This window comes from Thalassolituus alkanivorans (assembly GCF_020447205.1).
GTDB classification, from domain to species: domain Bacteria; phylum Pseudomonadota; class Gammaproteobacteria; order Pseudomonadales; family Oceanobacteraceae; genus Venatoribacter; species Venatoribacter alkanivorans.
Genome location: NZ_JAJAEL010000037.1, coordinates 104,695 through 123,405 on the forward strand (window position 1 = coordinate 104,695; position 18,711 = coordinate 123,405).

General features: G+C 53.3%; 21 protein-coding genes. 14 read left to right on the plus strand and 7 right to left on the minus strand.

Going from position 1 to position 18,711, the window contains the following annotated elements:
* Positions 1-179: 179 nt before the first annotated feature.
* A complete protein-coding gene (locus tag LGT44_RS13405; protein ID WP_225690854.1) occupies positions 180-611 on the minus strand; it encodes a hypothetical protein in 432 nt (143 codons plus the stop codon).
* A 239-nt stretch (positions 612-850) separates the two neighbouring features.
* Positions 851-2,722: a DUF885 domain-containing protein gene (locus LGT44_RS13410; RefSeq protein WP_230330856.1), complete on the minus strand. Its 1,872-nt coding sequence runs from the start codon at positions 2,720-2,722 to the stop codon at positions 851-853.
* Positions 2,723-2,954: 232 nt separating this feature from the next.
* Between LGT44_RS13410 and LGT44_RS13415 the strand changes: the two genes are divergently transcribed.
* The 11 genes from LGT44_RS13415 to LGT44_RS13465 all read left to right on the plus strand — a co-directional run bounded on the left by LGT44_RS13415 (position 2,955) and on the right by LGT44_RS13465 (position 12,016).
* Entirely contained in the window at positions 2,955-3,815 is an 861-nt protein-coding gene (locus LGT44_RS13415; protein ID WP_230330855.1) for a DUF4892 domain-containing protein, read from the plus strand.
* 2 nt (positions 3,816-3,817) lie between these two features.
* Positions 3,818-4,738: a patatin-like phospholipase family protein gene (locus LGT44_RS13420; RefSeq protein ID WP_145470166.1), complete on the plus strand. Its 921-nt coding sequence runs from the start codon at positions 3,818-3,820 to the stop codon at positions 4,736-4,738.
* 108 nt (positions 4,739-4,846) lie between these two features.
* A complete protein-coding gene (prmB, locus tag LGT44_RS13425) occupies positions 4,847-5,776 on the plus strand; it encodes a 50S ribosomal protein L3 N(5)-glutamine methyltransferase (RefSeq protein ID WP_145470168.1) in 930 nt (309 codons plus the stop codon).
* A gap of 54 nt (positions 5,777-5,830) precedes the next feature.
* A complete protein-coding gene (aroC, locus tag LGT44_RS13430) occupies positions 5,831-6,931 on the plus strand; it encodes a chorismate synthase (RefSeq protein WP_145470169.1) in 1,101 nt (366 codons plus the stop codon).
* Positions 6,932-7,003: 72 nt separating this feature from the next.
* A complete protein-coding gene (locus tag LGT44_RS13435) occupies positions 7,004-8,158 on the plus strand; it encodes an MFS transporter (protein ID WP_230330854.1) in 1,155 nt (384 codons plus the stop codon).
* A 60-nt stretch (positions 8,159-8,218) separates the two neighbouring features.
* Positions 8,219-8,473: a DUF6489 family protein gene (locus tag LGT44_RS13440; RefSeq protein WP_145470173.1), complete on the plus strand. Its 255-nt coding sequence runs from the start codon at positions 8,219-8,221 to the stop codon at positions 8,471-8,473.
* 198 nt (positions 8,474-8,671) lie between these two features.
* The gene (locus LGT44_RS13445; RefSeq protein ID WP_145470175.1) at positions 8,672-9,064 is read left to right on the plus strand and encodes a phasin family protein; all 393 of its coding nucleotides are present in this window, start codon (positions 8,672-8,674) and stop codon (positions 9,062-9,064) included.
* A gap of 70 nt (positions 9,065-9,134) precedes the next feature.
* On the plus strand, positions 9,135-10,946 hold the full coding sequence (phaC, locus tag LGT44_RS13450; protein WP_145470177.1) for a class I poly(R)-hydroxyalkanoic acid synthase: 1,812 nt from the start codon (positions 9,135-9,137) through the stop codon (positions 10,944-10,946).
* A gap of 102 nt (positions 10,947-11,048) precedes the next feature.
* On the plus strand, positions 11,049-11,492 hold the full coding sequence (locus LGT44_RS13455; RefSeq protein ID WP_145470179.1) for a hypothetical protein: 444 nt from the start codon (positions 11,049-11,051) through the stop codon (positions 11,490-11,492).
* Positions 11,482-11,832 (plus strand): YheU family protein, encoded by a 351-nt coding sequence (locus LGT44_RS13460; protein WP_225690849.1) that lies wholly within the window; start codon positions 11,482-11,484, stop codon positions 11,830-11,832. The genes LGT44_RS13455 and LGT44_RS13460 overlap by 11 nt, the downstream gene beginning before the upstream one ends.
* Positions 11,819-12,016, plus strand: a complete 198-nt coding sequence (locus tag LGT44_RS13465; protein ID WP_145470181.1) for a hypothetical protein — start codon at positions 11,819-11,821, stop codon at positions 12,014-12,016. The genes LGT44_RS13460 and LGT44_RS13465 overlap by 14 nt, the downstream gene beginning before the upstream one ends.
* Positions 12,017-12,026: 10 nt before the next feature.
* Here the strand turns inward: LGT44_RS13465 and mnmC are convergent, their stop codons facing one another.
* On the minus strand, positions 12,027-14,129 hold the full coding sequence (gene mnmC, locus LGT44_RS13470) for a bifunctional tRNA (5-methylaminomethyl-2-thiouridine)(34)-methyltransferase MnmD/FAD-dependent 5-carboxymethylaminomethyl-2-thiouridine(34) oxidoreductase MnmC (RefSeq protein WP_230330853.1): 2,103 nt from the start codon (positions 14,127-14,129) through the stop codon (positions 12,027-12,029).
* Positions 14,130-14,142: 13 nt separating this feature from the next.
* On the opposite strand from mnmC, the gene LGT44_RS13475 reads away from it, so the two are divergent.
* Positions 14,143-15,102 (plus strand): AEC family transporter, encoded by a 960-nt coding sequence (locus LGT44_RS13475; protein WP_230333636.1) that lies wholly within the window; start codon positions 14,143-14,145, stop codon positions 15,100-15,102.
* Positions 15,103-15,109: 7 nt separating this feature from the next.
* Here LGT44_RS13475 and LGT44_RS13480 read toward each other — a convergent pair whose 3' ends face one another.
* Positions 15,110-15,718, minus strand: a complete 609-nt coding sequence (locus LGT44_RS13480) for a peptidylprolyl isomerase (RefSeq protein WP_286716693.1) — start codon at positions 15,716-15,718, stop codon at positions 15,110-15,112.
* Positions 15,719-15,790: 72 nt separating this feature from the next.
* Between LGT44_RS13480 and LGT44_RS13485 the strand changes: the two genes are divergently transcribed.
* The gene (locus tag LGT44_RS13485; RefSeq protein WP_225690845.1) at positions 15,791-16,081 is read left to right on the plus strand and encodes a SelT/SelW/SelH family protein; all 291 of its coding nucleotides are present in this window, start codon (positions 15,791-15,793) and stop codon (positions 16,079-16,081) included.
* A 103-nt stretch (positions 16,082-16,184) separates the two neighbouring features.
* Here LGT44_RS13485 and LGT44_RS13490 read toward each other — a convergent pair whose 3' ends face one another.
* From LGT44_RS13490 to LGT44_RS13500, 3 genes are read right to left on the minus strand one after another with little or no spacing between them, the layout of a single operon-like run.
* The gene (locus tag LGT44_RS13490) at positions 16,185-16,847 is read right to left on the minus strand and encodes a TIGR04211 family SH3 domain-containing protein (protein ID WP_186436000.1); all 663 of its coding nucleotides are present in this window, start codon (positions 16,845-16,847) and stop codon (positions 16,185-16,187) included.
* Positions 16,848-16,873: 26 nt separating this feature from the next.
* The gene (locus tag LGT44_RS13495) at positions 16,874-17,173 is read right to left on the minus strand and encodes a YciI family protein (protein WP_230330851.1); all 300 of its coding nucleotides are present in this window, start codon (positions 17,171-17,173) and stop codon (positions 16,874-16,876) included.
* 2 nt (positions 17,174-17,175) lie between these two features.
* Complete coding sequence (locus LGT44_RS13500; RefSeq protein ID WP_145470193.1) at positions 17,176-17,778, minus strand: septation protein A; 603 nt, start codon at positions 17,776-17,778, stop codon at positions 17,176-17,178.
* A 65-nt stretch (positions 17,779-17,843) separates the two neighbouring features.
* Between LGT44_RS13500 and LGT44_RS13505 the strand changes: the two genes are divergently transcribed.
* Positions 17,844-18,680 (plus strand): PHP domain-containing protein, encoded by an 837-nt coding sequence (locus tag LGT44_RS13505; protein WP_225690844.1) that lies wholly within the window; start codon positions 17,844-17,846, stop codon positions 18,678-18,680.
* Positions 18,681-18,711 lie beyond the last annotated feature (31 nt).

Sequence of the window (18,711 nt, forward strand, 5' to 3'; positions counted from 1 at the left end):
CGGCAAGGGGATAAGTTCCCCTGCGAGGCATTGGACCTGGATGTTAAAAAGTTCTGTTTTTGTCAGCTACGGTGCTGATTAAAAACTATGGGACAGCAGTGGGCTATAACGCCGCTCTTTTTTATGTGCCGATGAATGCCAGTGCCATAGCTATCAGTGTAGAAAAATTTCCGCAGCTATCAGCGCAGAAACAGTGCTGCTGAATCGTCGTTAAAATAAAAGGTATTCAGCAGCCACTTATCTTTTGGCTTGTAAAAAATAAAATGCCAGGTCATCAGGTGACGTTCAAATTTTTGCAAAAATATATATTTAACCAGAGTGTCGCCGATCAGCTCTTTGGATACAAAATCGTAGCCTAAGGATTTGCCATAATGTTGATCCATTACCGGCAGTTGCGAGCTGACATTATTCATCTGCGCGTTAAATTCCGCTTCTGAAAACATGACATAAGGTTTTAACAGGGCCAGGCCTTTGAGCATGGCGTTATTACCGACATCGGTCATGACCGCCTCAGCCAGTTCTTTGGTTTTTTCTATTGATGCCAGCGATCTGGCTTCAGCGAAAGCCTGCAATGGCAGCAGTGCGGAAAGGAGAAACAGGATTCTTATCATGGGGAGGTCTCTGCTGGAGTATTGGCCCGGAAATACGCCGGGAAGCGCTGCAGAGGAAATCGTCAGAACGAAGCGACAGAACGGCTACATGAGGTCAGCGATCCGGAGGGATTGCTGCATTCCTTTGCCTGACGGAGGCTAATGCAGGCAGGCTTCAGGCACAATCGTCAGTATTGGACGCCGGAAGTATCTGGCCCGAAAGGACAGAAATTTGGTGTCCTTTCGGGGTGCCGGCAGGTTTATTCCTTATCGGTGGTTTTGTCTGCGACGTCAGGAGCGTTATTCATTGCCGCTGTTGTCGCTTTCGGCTGTTTGTTTTTCTGTTGCTTTGCCCAGCGGATCATCCACTCCTGCAACACATCCAGCGGCAGTGCTCCCTGGCTGAGAAGGGCGGAATGGAAACCGGCAAGATCAAAGCGGCTGCCAAGAATGTCTTTTACCTGCTGGCGAATCGACAGAATACGTAATTCACCCATCTTGTAAGAGGTGGCCTGCCCTGGCATCACCAGATAGCGGTTAACGGCCGCTTCGCTGTCGGCACGGGAAAACGGTGTATTTTCCAGGCGGAAATTAATCGCCTGTTCACGGCTCCAGCCTTTGGCGTGCAGGCCGGTATCCAGTACCAGACGCATGGCGCGCCACAGTTCCATAATCAGGCGTCCGTATTCTTCTTCTGCCGATTCGTAAGCGCCCATTTCGGCGGCCAGTTTTTCGGCATACAAAGCCCAGCCTTCGCTGAAGGCGCTGTAACTGAGATTACGGCGGAAATCCGGCAGCTGTTCATTTTCCTGGGTCAGGGCAATCTGCATATGGTGACCCGGCAGGGCTTCATGGAAGGCAAGGGCTGCCAGACGGTAGCGTGGCAGGTCGTTCATACGCGCCGGATTGACGTAATAAATACCGGGACGGGTGCCGTCCATCGACGGTGACTCATAGAAAGCGATAGGGGCATTGCTCTGGCGATAGTCTTCCACCGCTTTAACCACGATAGGGCTGACCGGCAGGCGGGTAAAAAAGTAGGGCAGGCGTTCGGCCATCTGCCGCACTTTATTTTTCTGATAGCCAATAAATTCATCCCGTCCCTGCTGGTCATCGGGGAAGCGGTAGCTGCGTTCTTCCATCCACTGAAAAAAGTCGCGTAACTGCTGCTGACTTTTACTGCCTTCGGCTGGCTGATAGCCGAGGGCCGGCATCAGGGCAATGATTTCCTGCTGAATGCGGGTAACTTCGGTCAGCCCCAGCTGGTGAATACGGTCGGCATCAAACTGGCTGTTGGTGTAATGCGCCAGCAGCAGCTGGTAGTAACGCAGGCCATCGGTCAGGTTAAGCGCTGCCTGATGCTGCGGTGCGCGTTGCTTCTGCTCGCGTACCAGTGCCAGCATATTGCGGTAGGCCGGTAATACATCCTGCAGCAGTGCTGAACGGGCTTTGCGCTCCAGTAACTTGCGGCTGGATGGGTACAGGTTCAGCTGGTCGAGCTTGCTGTTGAAGTCGGCCCACAGTGGTGAGGCGTCCGGGCCGTTATCAAAAGGAATGCCTTTGATAATGGCTTCCATACTGCTCTCGACGGCCGGGTAAACAAAGGCCGGCGGAATAATACCGTCTTCTTCCGCAGCGCGGATATTCTCGCCCCAGCGCTTGAATAATGCCGGCACCGCTTCCAGCCGGCTGATGTAATCGCGGGCTTCGGGCACGCTGCTGATCGGGTGGTTATTGATTAATACATCCACCACCAGTGTATGCCAGCCGCCCATCTGGCTGAACGCGTACTGATGATGCTCAAACGGCACCATTAACAGGCTGAATTCCAGATCTGACAACAGGGTGCGGTAGCTGGCCTGATGGTCGGCTGACAGCGCTTCTTCATCGATGGCGTGCAGGCGGCTGCGCAGGTCCTGATAAAACGCGACCTGCTGCTCCCGTGCCTCAGGAGAAATATCGTCCCAGTCGAACTGGCCGCTGATGCCCAGCTGGCTGCGCAGTACCGGGCTCTGTTCCACCGCAAACTGGTAATACTCATTAAACAACTCATCGGCAGCGGCGTTTGCCTGTTGTTGTTGCTCCTGACTGTAAACCGTTGCCTGAGTATCAGTATCTGGCTTTGGCAGCATGGCCTGACAGCCAGCGAGAACGAGCAGACAGGAAAGAGTGACGGGGCGGAGTAACGAATGTTTCAACACGGTTTTGACTCTGAAAAATGGCGCGGCCGAGTGTAACAGCCACAAGGGCAGGGGTTAAAGAGGAGGGCGGAAGGGGAGCCTTAAAGGGCCGCTTTATTCACAGCATAGGGTGTGCCGTGTGCGCCGTGTTACTCTAACGCCGTATTTCAGAAAGGAGTAACCCATGCGCTGGTTGGTATTGTTAACAGGTTTGCTGGTGTCGCCGCTTTGGGCGCTGGATGCTTTTCCACAGGCGGGTCTGCTGGAAGACAAAACACAGGATGTCAGTAATTATCGTCTGGTTATTTCAGAACTGAAGCGCAATCAGGCCACCACCTATGGCGAGCATGAACGGCGTCTGAAAGGTACGCTCTGGCGCCGGGTCTGGGCGGTGGAAGACCGGGTGCCGCTGGATACAGTGATTAATCATTACACGCAGCAGCTGAACGCCAGTCGGGTGATTTATCAATGCCGTGCCCTTGATTGCGGCAGCAACCCATTCTGGGCCAATGAAATATTTCATAACGCCCGTCTGGGCGGACGTGAGCAGAATCAGTTTTATAGGGTGGCGCTGAAAGAGCAGGAAGGGAGTAAGGAGAAAAAACTCTACGTTCTCTATGTTATCGAGCGTGGCTCAAAGCAGGTGATGGTGAATCTGGATGTGCTGACCACCCGCGATGCTGTGCAGGAAAGAGCGGATATGAATGTGCTGATTCAGCAGGCACTGGTCAGCAGTCATGGCTGGCTGCCGGGGCTGGTGGTCGAAAATGGCCAGATTAATGAACAGCAGAGCAGTGCGCTGATTGCTTATCTGAAAAATCTTACTCCGGGGATGAAACGCCGTTTATATCTGCTGGTCCATTGCTACGACGCCAGTCATATGAATGACAATATTCAGTGTTCGCAGCGTCTGGCCAAACAGCTGCGGCTGGCAACCTTTGACGGTCAGTATGAACTGAATATTGATGGTCATGGCGCACTGACGCCGGCACCGGATAACAGCCTGCAGCCGGCTTTACGTTTTATATTCTGGCCAGGGAGATAAGCATGAAAAAAACAGTAGCGCTGGCACTTGGCAGTGGTGCGGCCCGTGGTTACACCCATATCGGTGTGATTGATGCGCTGGAAGCGCGGGGTTATGACATCGTAATGGTGTCCGGTTGTTCGATGGGGGCGGTGGTCGGTGGTTTTTATTGCGCCGGTCAGCTGGATGTTTACCGTAACTGGGTGTGCGGTCTGAAATATCTGGATGTGCTGAAGCTGGTGGATCTGAGTCTGTTATCCGGTGGCGTTATCCGTGGCGACCGGGTGTTTAACATCATCAGTGAAATGCTCAACGGCCGTAACATTGAAGACCTGCCGATTCCCTTTACGGCGGTTGCCACCGATCTGACCAATAAAAAAGAAATCTGGTTTCAGCGTGGTTCGTTGCAGGATGCGGTGCGGGCATCGGCGGCTATTCCCAGTCTGCTGACCCCGGTGGCGAACAATGGCCGTATGCTGGTGGATGGCGCGGTGCTGAATCCGCTGCCGATTACACCCTGTGTGTCCGCCCATGCTGATTTTATTATTGCCGTGGATCTGAACGCTGAAGTGCCGGTACCGCAGGAGCTGGTTCACGATCCGGAAAGCGAGCGCAAAGAAAAGCAGGACTGGTTCAACACGCTGGTGGATAAGGCCAGTCAGTGGTTTGAAAACAAAAGCAATGCGCGCAAAGAAGCGAATGACAGCCTCGGCAAACTGGATATTCTGAACCAGGTGTTTGAGGTGATGTCAGCATCGCTGACTCAGTACAAAATCGCCGGTTACCCGCCGGATCTGCTGATCAAAATCCCGCTGAACTGCTGTGAGGTCTACGAGTTTTACCGCGCCGAAGAAATGATCGCGCTGGGACGGCATATTGCTGATCAGGCGCTGGATGCGTTCGAGGCCGGTAACAGCAGCCTGTATGGCCAGCGTATGGGCTGAAGGCTCTGGCGCAGACAGGCAATCGCATGGCGGAAAGATGCCCTGAGCCTTCAAAATAGGTAAACTAGCGCACTTTCTGCCCGATTCATCTCACAGAGCTTTTCTTTTATGGATTTACAGCATCACGCCGAATGTGCCGTTGATGAACTTAACACCCTGCAGGACGTGATCCGCTGGTCGGTCAGCCGTATGTCAGAGGCTGGTATTTACTATGGTCACGGCACTGATAATCCCTGGGATGAAGCTTTGTTACTGGTTACCCACGCCCTGCATCTGCCGTGGAATCTGGCCAACGAATGGCGCAACGCTCAGCTGACCCGGACAGAGCGTCAGGCGGCAATTGAGCTGATTCTTACCCGTATTGAACAGCGTGTACCGGCCCCTTATTTAACCGGCGTGGCCTGGTTCTGCAATCTGCCTTTTGTGGTGGATGAGCGGGTGCTTATTCCACGTTCGCCGATCGGTCAGATGATTGATCAGGGCTTTGCGCCCTGGTGGCAGGGCCATACGCTGGACGGTCAGCCGCAGCCACAGCGTATTATGGATCTGTGCACCGGCAGTGGTTGTATTGGTATCGCTATGGCGAAAAAATTCCCGCAGGCCGAGGTTGAGCTGCTCGATCTGTCGTTCGAGGCGCTGGAAGTTGCCGATGAAAATATTCAGCGTCACCAGCTGGAAGACCGGGTGATGGCACTGCAGTCGGATCTGTTTGCTGCCGCCAGCGGTAAATACGACCTGATTGTGTCCAATCCGCCGTATGTCGATGCCGATGATATGAGCTGCCTGCCGGAGGAATATCACCACGAGCCGGAACTGGCGCTGGCAGCCGGGGAAGATGGCCTTGATCTGGTGCGCATCATGTTAAAAGAAGCCCGCCAGTATCTGACCGATGATGGTCTGCTGGTGGTGGAAGTCGGTAACAGCTGGCCGGCTCTGGCCGCGGCGTATCCGCAGTTACCTTTTGTCTGGCCGGAGTTTGAACACGGCGGACACGGCGTGTTTGTGCTGCAGGCGCGCGACTTAGATCTACTGAATTAGATTTATTGAATTAATAGACGGCCGCCTGACCGGCCCTGAAATAAGAGACTGATTATGTCCGGAAATACCTTTGGCAAAAGTTTCACCGTGACCACCGCCGGTGAAAGTCATGGCCTGGCGCTGGTGGCTGTCGTTGATGGCTGCCCTCCGGGTATTGAACTGAGTGAGGCCGATCTGCAGCTTGATCTTGATCGCCGTAAGCCCGGCACCTCACGCTATACCACCCAGCGTCGTGAAGACGATGTGGTGAAAATCCTGTCCGGCGTGTTTGAAGGCAAAACCACGGGCACACCGATTGGCCTGCTGATCGAGAACACTGACCAGCGTTCGAAAGATTACGCTGACATCGCCAAGACCTTCCGTCCGGCCCACGCCGATTACGCCTACACGCAGAAATACGGTTTCCGTGATTACCGTGGTGGTGGCCGTTCGTCAGCCCGTGAAACCGCAATGCGTGTGGCGGCCGGTGCCATTGCCAAGAAAGTGCTGGCCGCGAAAGGCATTCAGGTGCGTGGTTACTTAAGCCAGCTGGGGCCGATCAAAATCGAACAGTTCGATTGGGATCAGGTGGAGCAGAACCCGTTCTTCAGCCCGGATGCCTCTAAAGTGGCCGAAATGGAAACCTACATGAACGCGCTGCGTAAAGAAGGTAATTCCGTTGGTGCGAAAATCTCTGTGGTGGCGACCGGTCTGTTCCCGGGCCTGGGTGAGCCGATTTTTGATCGTCTGGATGCCGAGCTGGCCCATGCGCTGATGAGCATTAATGCGGTAAAAGGCGTTGAAATTGGCGATGGCTTTGCCTGTGTTGAGCAGAAAGGCACCGAGCACCGTGATGAAATGACGCCGGAAGGCTTCTTAAGCAACCATGCCGGTGGTGTACTGGGTGGTATTTCCACCGGTCAGGACATCATTGCACATATCGCGCTGAAGCCGACCTCCAGCCTGATCATTCCGGGCCGTTCCATTGATTCTGATGGCAACCCGATTGAAGTGATCACCAAAGGTCGTCACGACCCTTGTGTGGGCATCCGTGCCACGCCGATTGCCGAAGCGATGATGGCGATGGTGCTGTGTGATCATCTGCTGCGTCATCGTGGCCAGAACGCTGATGTGCACTGCACAACACCGGTGATTGCCGCTGAGGCAAAACAGTAAAATGAAGGGCCGGCTCTGCCGGCCCTTTTTTGTATAACCGCACTTCAGGCATGAGGCTGAGCGTTCAACGCCATGATGTCTTCCGCTTTGCCGTTTAAACGGCTCTCTTTCTTTTACGCCCTGTATTTCGCCCTGTTGGGTTGTATCGCTCCTTATTGGGGGTTATTTCTGCAGAGCCGCAGTTTTAATCCGGAGCAGATCGGTCAGCTGATGGCCTGCTTTGGGCTGGTACGCATTCTGGCACCTAATCTCTGGGCTTACTGGAGCCGTTATTTCCGCACGCCAATGCAGATGGTGCGCTGGGCCGGGATGCTGACCATGCTGTGCTTCTCGCTGATCTGGTGGGCTGACAGCTTTGTCAGCATGGCGGCGGTGATGATTCTGTACGGTTTTTTCTGGGCTGCCATGCTGCCACAGTACGAAGCCATGACATTACAGCACTGTGGCACACAGGCTGATATCTATGGCCGTATCCGTATGTGGGGCTCTATCGGTTTTGTGCTGGTGGTTTTGGGCGCAGGTTATTTATTCGAGTGGATTTCCGTTGGCTGGTTGCCGGTACTGATGCTGAGTCTGATGGCACTGATTGGTGTTAATAGTCTTACTTTACCGGAGCCCGCCGAAGGGCATCTGCAGCCGGCGCCATCAGGACAATTTTTAAATTTATTAAAATCACGTCCGGTGCAGGTGTTTATTCTGATGAATATTCTGCTGCAGATCAGTCATGGTCCTTATTACACATTTTTCAGTATTTATCTTGAAAATCATGGATATAAACCAGCAGAGATCGGTTTGCTGTGGTCGCTTGGGGTTATTGCCGAAGTTTTTTTATTCTGGAAATTTCACCGATTGGTCAGCTTTTTCAGCTGGCGGACCTGGTGCGTATTAAGTTTATTAATTACAGCGGTACGCTGGACACTGATTGGCAGTCTGGTGGATTTCTGGGGCTGGCTGTTGCTGGCACAGCTGGGACATGCGTTCAGCTTTGCTGCTATGCATGCTGTTTCCATGCGTTATATTCAGCATTTATTTCCGCGACCACTGCAGGGGCGGGCACAGGCGATGTATTCCAGTGTCGGCTTTGGCATCGGCGGTGCGCTTGGCGCCTGGTTAAGCGGCAGCCTGTGGTTGTCTTTGGGTGGCAGTCAGGTCTTTTTTCTGGCTACACTGGCAGCGTTACTGGGGGCTTTTGTCGCCTGGAAAGGACTTGATGAGAAGGAATGCTGACGGCAATATTTTTTAACAGTACGCTATAAAAATAAATCATAGAACGACAGGGAATAAACAATGAAAATTAATGTCACTTTTGATCTTACGCCGGAAGAATTTCGCCGGGTAATGGGACTGCCGGATGTACAGGAGTTCCAGAAAGAACTTTTTGCCAGCATGCTGGAAAAAATGAAATCCGGCGAAGACGGTTACGATGCTATGAGTTTGTATCAGCCAATGTTTAACGAAGGCATGAATGCAATGGGACAGTTTCAGAAAATGATGCTGAGCATGATGTCGGGTGCATCTTCTTCTGATAAAGAGAACAGTTAGAATTTAAAGTGAATGCTCTAGGGCAATTGGCGCCAGCCTTTGGCCTCATTGTTAAGTGCTTTAAAAATCGATCATGATAAAGGCTGATATTAATCAAGAAATTTATCGTTGAATGCGCTGCTGTCATTTAAGTGTAAGATAAAATGCCCTAGTATGGATTCACCCCAACTGCTATTAGACTTTTGAAGGAGCAAGACTATGCAAGAGAATATTCTTAATGCATTCGCAGAGCAGGCTAAAACCATGTACGCACCCATGGCGAAATTTAACAGTCTGTTTGTCGACAACATGGAAAAAATGACGGAGTTCCAACTGAACGCCATCAAATCGTATGCAGACCTGGGTCTGGAGCAGATGAAAAAAGCTGCTGAAGTGAAAGATGCAGAAAGCATGCGTTCTTTTACTGCTAACCAGGCGGAAACTGCTTCGGCACTGAACAAAAAAGTGATGGAAGATGCCAAGGCATTTTCTGACATGGCGATGGAATTCAAAACTCAGATCGAATCCATCATGGAAGAAGCCCGCTCAACTGCAGCGGCTACCACCACCACCGCTAAGCCAGCTGCTGCTAAACCTAAATCAGCTGCCTGATCTCGTCTGATGTCAGAGGCCACCTTCGGGTGGCCTTTTTTGCTCAATCGTTTCTGAATGCAGGTGATACATGAATATGCCAATGGAAAGCATAGAAACAGCCGTTAGTGATTTTTATGATATGGCCAGCCGGGCAGCCGAGCAGTACGGACGTCTGCTGGAAAAGGCGGTTAACCAGCCAACCACGGCTGATGACCCGGCAGCATCTGTGCTGACCGATTTCAGCGAAGCCTTCCGTGAGCTGGGCGAGCACATGCTGGAGAACCCGGGCAAGCTGATGAGTTACCAGATGGATCTGCTGAAAAAACAGCAGGAACTGTATCAGCACACGGCTTTGCGCTTTTTAGGGAAAGACGCTGATCCGGTAGTTACACCGGATAAAAGCGATAAGCGCTTCAAAGATGCACAGTGGAGCGAGAATCCGCTGTTCGATTACATCAAACAACTCTATCTGTTGCAGGGCAATACCCTGATGCAGATGGTCAAAGATACCGACGGCCTGAGCGAGCATGCGCACCAGAAAGTTGAGTATTTTGTTCGCCAGTACGTCAATGCCCTGGCGCCCACCAATTTTGCCGCACTGAACCCTGAGGTCATCCGTAAAACACTGGAAAGTGGTGGTGCCAATCTTTATGCCGGTATGGAACAGCTGGGTGAAGATCTGGAGGCCAGTGTAAAAGGGGCGCTGAACGTTGCCATGACTGACACCAGTGCGTTTCAGGTTGGCCGCAATCTGGCGACCACTCCGGGCAAAGTGGTGTATCAGAATGACCTGATTCAACTGATCCAGTACACACCAACAACGGAAAAAACGTATAAGCGTCCGCTGCTGGTTATTCCGCCATTTATTAACAAGTATTACATTCTTGATCTGCGCGAGAGTAATTCGTACCTGAAATGGCTGGTTGATCAGGGACATACGGTGTTCTGTATTTCCTGGATTAATCCGGGGCCGTCGCTGCGCGATAAAGGTTTCGACAACTATATGCTCGAAGGCCCTATCGCGGCACTGGACGCCATTGAGCAGGCTACCGGTGAGAAAGAAGTTAACGCCATCGGTTATTGTCTGGGCGGTACTTTGCTGGCAGCCACGCTGGCTTACCTGAAGAAAAAGAAACAAGAACCGATTAAGTCTGCAACCTTTCTGGCGACCCTGACTGATTTTTCCCAACCGGGAGAGATTGGTGTCTTTATCAATGAGACGGCAATTTCGGCGCTGGAAAAACAGATGAATTTACTCGGGTATTACGACGGCCGGCAAATGGCTTTCAGTTTTAATACTTTGCGGGAAAATGATCTGTTCTGGTCGTTTTTTATTAACAACTATCTGAAAGGTGAGCGCCCGGCGGCTTTTGATCTGTTGTACTGGAATACCGACAGCACCAACCTGCCGGCGGCGATGCATTCTTTCTACCTGCGTAATATGTACCTGGAAAATAAACTGGTGCAGAAAAATGCACTGGAACTGGATGGCGAGAAAATCGATCTGAGTGCGATCAGCATTCCGACCTATTTCCTTTCTACCGCTCAGGATCATATTGCTCTGTGGCAGGGAACCTATAAAGGTCCGCTGCTGATGGGTGGTAAAAACCGCTTTGTGCTGGGTGGCTCAGGCCATATCGCCGGGGTTGTTAATCCTCCTTCAGCCAATAAATATGGCTACTGGACGAATGAAGCTCTGCCTCAGGATCCGGAAGAGTGGTATCGCAATGCAGAGCAGCATGAAGGTTCGTGGTGGCTTGACTGGCAGCAGTGGGCAACCGCTCAGGGCGGCTCTGAGCAGACCGACGCACGTGAGCCTGGAAGCGGTAAGCTCGGTATTATCGAAGATGCTCCGGGGCGTTATGTTAAACAACGCATCATTGATGTGCTGACGAAGTAATCAGCCCTGATTACTGGCTCACAAAAACGGCGCTTCGGCGCCGTTTTTGTTTTTCCATAATTCCGCTATGATGGCCGCAGCATTCAGTTGTAAGGATTTTGCGTGTCACAATTCGATCAGGAATCCATCGTCTACGGCGTGATCCGCCATATACCGGCTACCGATGAGTTCAGTGCCCGTCTTCACCGTCGCGCCAACTGGAGTGCCATTCAGTCATTGCCCTTAGGTGTTGATGATGACTGGTCACTGTTGTGCCGGGAAATGTTCTCCATGCCCGGCGATGATGTGTTCAGTGGCACTTACCACACTCAGCTGATTCACTTTGCCGCTTCCTATAAAGCGGTGGAGTATGAGTGGGAACAGTGGCTGCGTCAGTTCGAGGCTTTGCTGAAAAGCATGTACTGGGTGTCGGCAACCGTGCACCTGGAAACCGAGCTGTCCGGTAAGCACACTTTTAACTGGAACGCCGACCAGGGCCATGTGCCTTCAGATGCTGATCTGCGCATGAGCTGTGAGTGGGAGAGGGAGGCAGGTTTTGCCATCTGATTCCCTCCCGCCCGATGATCACAACTACGCCCGTACTTCTGATAGCGAAGAGGCTCCTTACGGTGAAGATGCGCCGCAGGAAGGCGTTCTGGCAATTCCTTACCAACAGCTGAGTGCTGAGGCGCTGGACGGCATTCTGGAAGACTTTGTCTGCCGTGAAGGCACAGATTACGGCGATTACGACGTCAGCCTGGAAGATAAAAAAGCTCAGGTTAAAGCCCAGTTAGCTGATGGCAGTGCCATGCTTTTGTTTGACCCCGTCCAACAGACCTGCCACATTGAAATGACCCGCGTATTACGCAGTCATGGCTGGTCTGGTGGTGACTATGGACGACCTTAAACAGCAACAACTGAAACGACGCCTGCGCACGGCGATTGGCGAGATTGATGAGATGAAAGCCCAGTTGGCTGAAGTCCGCCGCTGCTGTGCTGAGCTGGCCGCCGCTATGCGCCAGATCCGCGAAGATGCTGAACAGGCAAAACTGGAAGCTGAGCGGCGTAAGCGTATCAAACGCGTTGTCTGATCTTTCCGGCTCAGCCCTGAGCCAGTTCCGGCGGCAATTTGCGCCGCACCATATCCCGCAGCAAAAACCGTCCCGGCCATAAGGCTTCGGCCACATCCAGTGCCACAGGCAGCGGAGCCCCCAGCATTTGTTGCACCAGCAGCTCGGCACAGAGCGGAGCCGAAGCCAGCCCACGTGAACCATGACCGATATTCAGCCATAGCCCCGGATACTGCGGTGCTGCTTTGGCCGGAATGCGTTTGGCGTTACGCACCAGCCCGCTGAAGCGATGCACAAACCCGCGGCTCTCTGGCACCGCTCCGACCATGGGCAAATAATCGGGAGTGGTGCAGCGGAAGCCAACCCGGCCGCCGAGAATCAGCTTCATGCCCTGCTGCTTATTCAGATCCTGCCATTGCGGACCGAAATCCGGCAGATGATCAAGGTTGGTCTGATGGTCACTGTCACGCAGCTGAGTGTCATCATCCCGCAGGTTATAGGTTGCTCCCAGACACAGCCGGCCATTACGTGCTGGCGCCATATAGCTGCGGCCGCAGAGTACGGTATTCAGTGCAGGAGTCTGTGCTGGGCTTAAATAACTGAGCTGGCCGCGGATGCGCTTCAGTGGCAGATACGCCTCAGGCAGCAGGTTTGTGGCCGCATTGGCGCAGGCCAGTACCAGCTGGCTGCTTTGCAGGATGGTGCCGTCGCTGCACTGAATCTGCCAGCCCTGTGGGATTTGTTGCAGCGCGCTGACCTGACGTTGTGTGAAGCGGATATTCGTGTGTTGCAGCAGAATCCGGCATAAATCTGCCGGGCTGACCCAGCCTGCCTGTGGGAAAAACAGACCGCCGCTCTGTTGCGGGGCTCCGGCAATTTTCCCCGCCTGGGTCTGGTCCAGCGGCTGTACCAGAGCCTCGGGCAGGCTGCGGGTCTGGCTGAATTTCAGCTGACGCTGGGCTTCTTTATCATCGTAAGCCAGCTGCAGCACGCCACATTGTGACCAGTAGGGGTTATCTGCGTCAGCGGCGCCTAAATGGCGGCGCATATAGGGCAGAGCATACTGAAAGGCGGCCAGATAAAAATCGGTATGAATGGCGTTGTCGCCGGCAGCGAGTTTTACATAGAGCCCGCCCTGAGGGTTGCCGGAGGCCTGCTGGGCAATACCTGCAGCATCTATGACATGTACCTTCAGACCACGTTCGGCCAGCGCTCTGGCGGTGGTGGCTCCGGCGAGTCCGGCGCCGATGACAACAACCTCTGCGTCATCGGCTTGTGTGTTCTGTTGCAGCAACCAGGGTTTGTGCAGAAAGCAGGGCGCCAGCTCCGGTCCCTGGCGGCGGTTAAAGCTGCCGGCCAGCATCTCGCGTTTACGGCCGTAACCGGGCACCCGCTTCACGTTAAAGCCTGCACCCAGCAGGCCACGGCGGACAATGCCTGCCGAGGTGAAGGTGGCGACCGTGGCGGGCTGTTCTCCCTGATATTGGTCTGGCTGGCGCTGGCTTAAGCGGCGCATACCGCTGAATAATTCTTCTGACCACATTTGTGGATTTTTTGAGGGTGCAAAGCCATCCAGATACCAGGCATGCACCGGGCCGCTTAATTGCGGCAGAGCTTCTTTGACATCGGCAAAGATCAGCGTCAGGGATATACGTTCTTCCGGCCAGACCAGACGATGGAAACCGGCAACCGGCAGCGGATACTGGGCGAACAGCTGGGCGCTCAGTTCACTGAGTTGCGGCCACAATGCCAGTGCCTGTTGCAGTTGGCTGAGCGTCAGCGGGAATTTTTCAATGCTGGTGAAATGCAGCCAGGCGCTGTCGTGTTTGCTGCTTTGACGCCAGCTTTCCCAGGTCATCAGGAAATTCAGCCCGGTGCCGAATCCGGTTTCGACAATACTGAAATTGTCCTGCCAGTCAGACCAGCGCTGTGGCAAACCATTGTGCTGTAAAAAAACATAGCGGCTTTCTTCCAGACCGTTATCCACGGAAAAATACGGATCATCAAATTCACGGGAAACCGGCAGGCCGTCGTCATTCCACAGCAGGTCGGGAGCAGAGGGGGCCTGATTGCTGCTGGGAGTGTCAGGCGCCGGCTGATGGCTGGCCGGCTGGTCGGAAGAGATGGAAGACACAGATATTCTCAGAATGGGTGAGTATAAACGCCGCTATTTTACCGTCAGTACACTGCAGACAAAAAGCACAGCGCTCACGTATTATCCGCCCATGATAACCGAAATTTTCGCCATTATGGCGCCTGTGCTGGCCTGTGCCGCCATCGGCTTTTTCTGGGCGCGCCAGGGCTATGCGTTTGATCCGGAATTTATTTCCCGCCTGGTGCTGAATGTTGCAGCGCCCTGTCTGATGCTGTCGGTACTGGGCTCTGTTGAAATCGATATTGTGGCTTTTCAGCGCACCGCGCTGGCCTGTGTGCTGGTGGCCGCGTTGATGGCGGCTCTGGGCATCCTGGTTACGCGCCTTCTGGGCGATGATGTACGCGCTTATCTGCCATCTTTTGTCTTTCCTAATGTCGGTAATATGGGGTTGCCGGTATGCCTGCTGGCATTCGGGCAGGAGGGACTGGCACTGGCGCTGGCATTTTTTATGGTGCTGTCTGTTGCGCATTTTCCGGCCGGGATTTTGCTGGCAGGCGGACGTCAGGCCGGTGGTCTTGCCGGGCTGGCTAAAATGCCAATTTTATATGCCATTGTGATTGCATTGCTGTTGTTATGGGCGGATTGGACGTTACCGGCTGCGGTGCAGAATTCGGTGCGTTTAATCGGTGGTATGACGATTCCGTTAATGCTGATTACCCTGGGTGTTTCGTTGCAGCGCCTGCAGGTCCGGCAGTGGCGTCAGGCCCTGCTTTACAGCCTGTTACGGATATTTGGTGGTCTGGCAGTGGGGTTGCTGGTAGTGAGTATGCTGGATCTTTCCGGAACGGAAAAAGGTGTTGTGCTGTTGCAGGCATCCATGCCGGTTGCGGTGTTCAATTATTTATTTGCGGAGCGCTATCAGCGTGCTCCGGAAGCGGTGGCCGGAATGGTGGTGATGTCGACACTGCTCTCATTCATCACGATTCCGGCACTGCTCTGGTGGCTGCTTTAATCAGGCCTTACTGAGCTTCTGCCGCTTCCGCTTTATTGTCGTCGCTGATCACGCTGACCGATTCAATCAGGATGCTCTCGCGCGGAATATCGCGGGCGCCGGTTGGGCTGGTGGCGATGTTGTCGACCACATCCATGCCTTTCACGACCTTACCGAACACGGCATAACCGAAATCCCGCGCACCGTGATCGAGGAAACTGTTGTCTTTTACGTTGATAAAAAACTGGCTGGTGGCACTGTCGATAACGCTGGTACGTGCCATGGCGATACTGCCGCGGGTATTTTTCAGGCCGTTTTCTGCTTCATTTTTAATCGGTGGCAGTGTGGCTTTCTGGCGCATATCGGCACTGAAACCGCCACCCTGGATCATAAAGTCACGGATCACGCGGTGAAAAATGGTGCCGTCGTAGTGCTTGCTTTCAACATAGGTTAAAAAATTATCAACGCTGAGCGGTGCTTTGCTGCGGTCCAGTTCCAGCTCGATATCGCCGGCGCTGGTTTTCATCAGAACATGAACATTATCGGCGCTTTCTTCGGCCTGCAGACTCAGAGGTGCGAGCAGCACCGACAGGCTCAGGGCAGCACTTTGCAGGGTTGTTTTTATCAGACGTTGCATTAATGATCTCCGCAAGAAAAGTATCCGGTTTAGTACCGGAATTCGTTAAATGGTTCATATAGGGTCAGGCTTGTGGCTAAAGCTAAAGTAAGAATTGTATTTTGTGAAGGCTGTAAATGGGCTTTGCGTTCTGGCTGGTATGCGCAGGAACTGTTTTCGACCTTTCACGGCAAGCTTGCAGCCATCGAACTGGTGGTTGGCGAATCCGGGCAATTTCAGGTCTGGGCAAATGATCAGTGCCTGTGGGACCGTAAAGAGCAGGGCGGTTTCCCGGAAATTGCCGAATTGAAGCGCCTGCTGCGCGACTGCATTGCCCCGGAGGCGTCGCTGGGGCACTGCGATCTGGATAGTGGTGGAGATTAAAAGCCCAGGCAGCAATAAAACGTGCAGCAATAAAACGGGAAACAATGAAACGGAAAGCAATAAAAAAGGGAGCAAAGTGCTCCCTCTTTTATGACGGTGGTTTTTATGACCAGCCGCTGCTGCGTTTGCCACGGATAGACGGCAGAATCAGACCCGCCAGAATACCGATAATGACCAGGCCACCGCCGTACAGAATAAAGGTCTGCTGACGGTTATCCTGCAGCTGGGCATTTTCCGCGGTCAGGGCTTCTACCTGAATTTCCAGCTCCTGATTGCGCATGGTCAGTTTTTTCGATTTTTCATCCAGTGCCAGGGCATTGGCTGAGATACTTTTAATGCGTTCCAGTTCTTTTTCCAGATCGCTGTTCTCACGGCCAAGGCCGGAACGGTCGCTTTTCAGCTTCTCAACTTCGCTCTGGAATTCAGCGCGCTGGGTTTTTGTGGTTTCCAGTTCAGCTTTTACTTTTTCCAGTTCACGGTTGGCCAGGATTAATTTTTCTTTGGCAATGGGTTCCATTTCCAGAAAACGGGTCAGTACGTAACCTTCAACCCCTTTGTCGGTCTGTACTTTGGTGTAACCGGTTTCTGCATCTTCTTCGATAAATATCAGATGTTCACCGCTTGGTAACGCTTTCAGAATGCGGAATTCCTGGCTGGGGCCGGAGCGCAGTTGCAGCCACAGAGTGTCGGTAACGTAGCGTTTTTCAACGGCAGCAGCCGTGGCAGCAGTGGCCAGCAGGGAGAGGGCAATCAGAAATTTTTTCACAGCATATACCTTTTTATTTTTTCCGTTCAGGGAAGGACTTTACGGAACGGTTTAACCGTTACCTGCTGGTAAACACCAGCGCTGACATAAGGATCGGCATCGGCCCAGGCCTGAGCATCTGCAAGAGACGTAAACTCGGCCACTACCAAGCTGCCAGTGAAGCCGGCACTGCCAGGATCTTCGCTGTCGATGGCGGGGTGCGGGCCAGCAATCAGCAGACGGCCGGCGGCGGTTAAATCCTGCAGGCGCTGCAGGTGAGCCGGGCGTACTGACAGGCGTTTTTCCAGACTGTCAGGCACATCCTGACTGATAATGGCGTACCACATGCTTACTGCTCCTCTTTATTCATGTAGCGGTATAAAAACAGCGACTGACCGATAATAAACAGGACGGTCAGCCCCAGCAAACCGAAGAGTTTGAAGTCAACCCAGATATCTTCAGAGAAGGTGTAGGCGACGTATAAATTGGCGATACCACTTAAGACAAAAAAAGCCACCCAGGCGTAATTCAGTCGCGCCCAGATATCGGCAGGCAGGGTAACGGCCTGTTCCATCATGCGCTGCAGCAGGGATTTTTTCATAAACCACTGACTGCCGAGGAAGGCTGCAGCAAACAGCCAGTTAACGATGGTCGGCTTCCACATAATAAAGGCCTGATCGCGCAGCAACAGGGTCGCACCGCCAAGAATGACGACTAAGGCGAGGGTGACCAGGTGCATATTTTCCACCTTACCGGTGGTGGCGCGGATATAAAGAACCTGCAGAATCGTGGCCGGAATTAAAACGGCGGTGGCCAGCAGCATCGGCATTTCATTAAACAGGGTGATGTATTCGTCAGACAGATAAGGCGCCAATTGCCCGGTCAGTTCGGGAGCCCACTTATAAACCAGAAAGAAAAGGACGATGGGCAGGTAGTCGAGAAGTAACTTCATTCGCTTAGTGGCTTCAGTGTCATTACAATGGGGCGATTATGGCGTAACCAGGAGTGAGCGTCCACGTGAACTCAGAAATCGATCTTCATTGCCACAGCACCGCTTCCGACGGCAAATTACCGGCGGCTGAACTGGTTGCGCGGGCGGCGGAGCGCGGCGTAAAAACCCTGGCGATCACCGATCACGATACCGCCGAAGGCTATCGTCAGGGGCAGGCCGCGGCACTGGAACTGGGCGTGCGGCTGATTCCCGGTATTGAGCTGTCCTGTATCTGGGGCGGTGTCACGATTCATATTGTTGGCCTTAATTTTGATCCTGAGTCGGCGGCTATGCGTGCCGCTGAGCAGTCTCAGACCGAAGCGCGCAGCAGTCGTTCCCAGCTGATTGCCGAACGGGTCGGCAAACGTCTTAAACACGATATTAATCTGCAGGAAGTGCAGGCCTATGCCGGTGGAGAATCGGTGGGGCGTCCGCATTTTGCCCAGTATCTGATCGATAAAGGGCTGGTGCCGTCAATGGCCGTTGCCTTTAATAAATACCTCGGTGCCGGTAAACCCGGTGATGTCAAAGCCAGCTGGCCGGAAATGGCCACCGTGGTGCAGTGGATTATTGAAGCCGGTGGTATCCCGGTAATGGCCCACGCGCATCTTTATAATATGACCCGCACCAAGCTGCGTGCCTGTCTGGCCGACTTTGTCGAGGCCGGTGGTCGTGGTCTGGAAGTGGCGTATGGTCAGATGGATAACAACCAGCGCGGTCAGATGGCGGTGTTGGCGCGTGAATTTGAGTTGCTGGGTTCCTGCGGCAGCGATTTCCATGGTCCGAACCGCTTCGGACTTGATCTGGGCGTGATGCCGGCTTTTCCGGCGGACGTTACTCCGGTATGGCAGAGCTGGGCCTGATCGGGCACAGCATAATTCCCTGACATAGCGA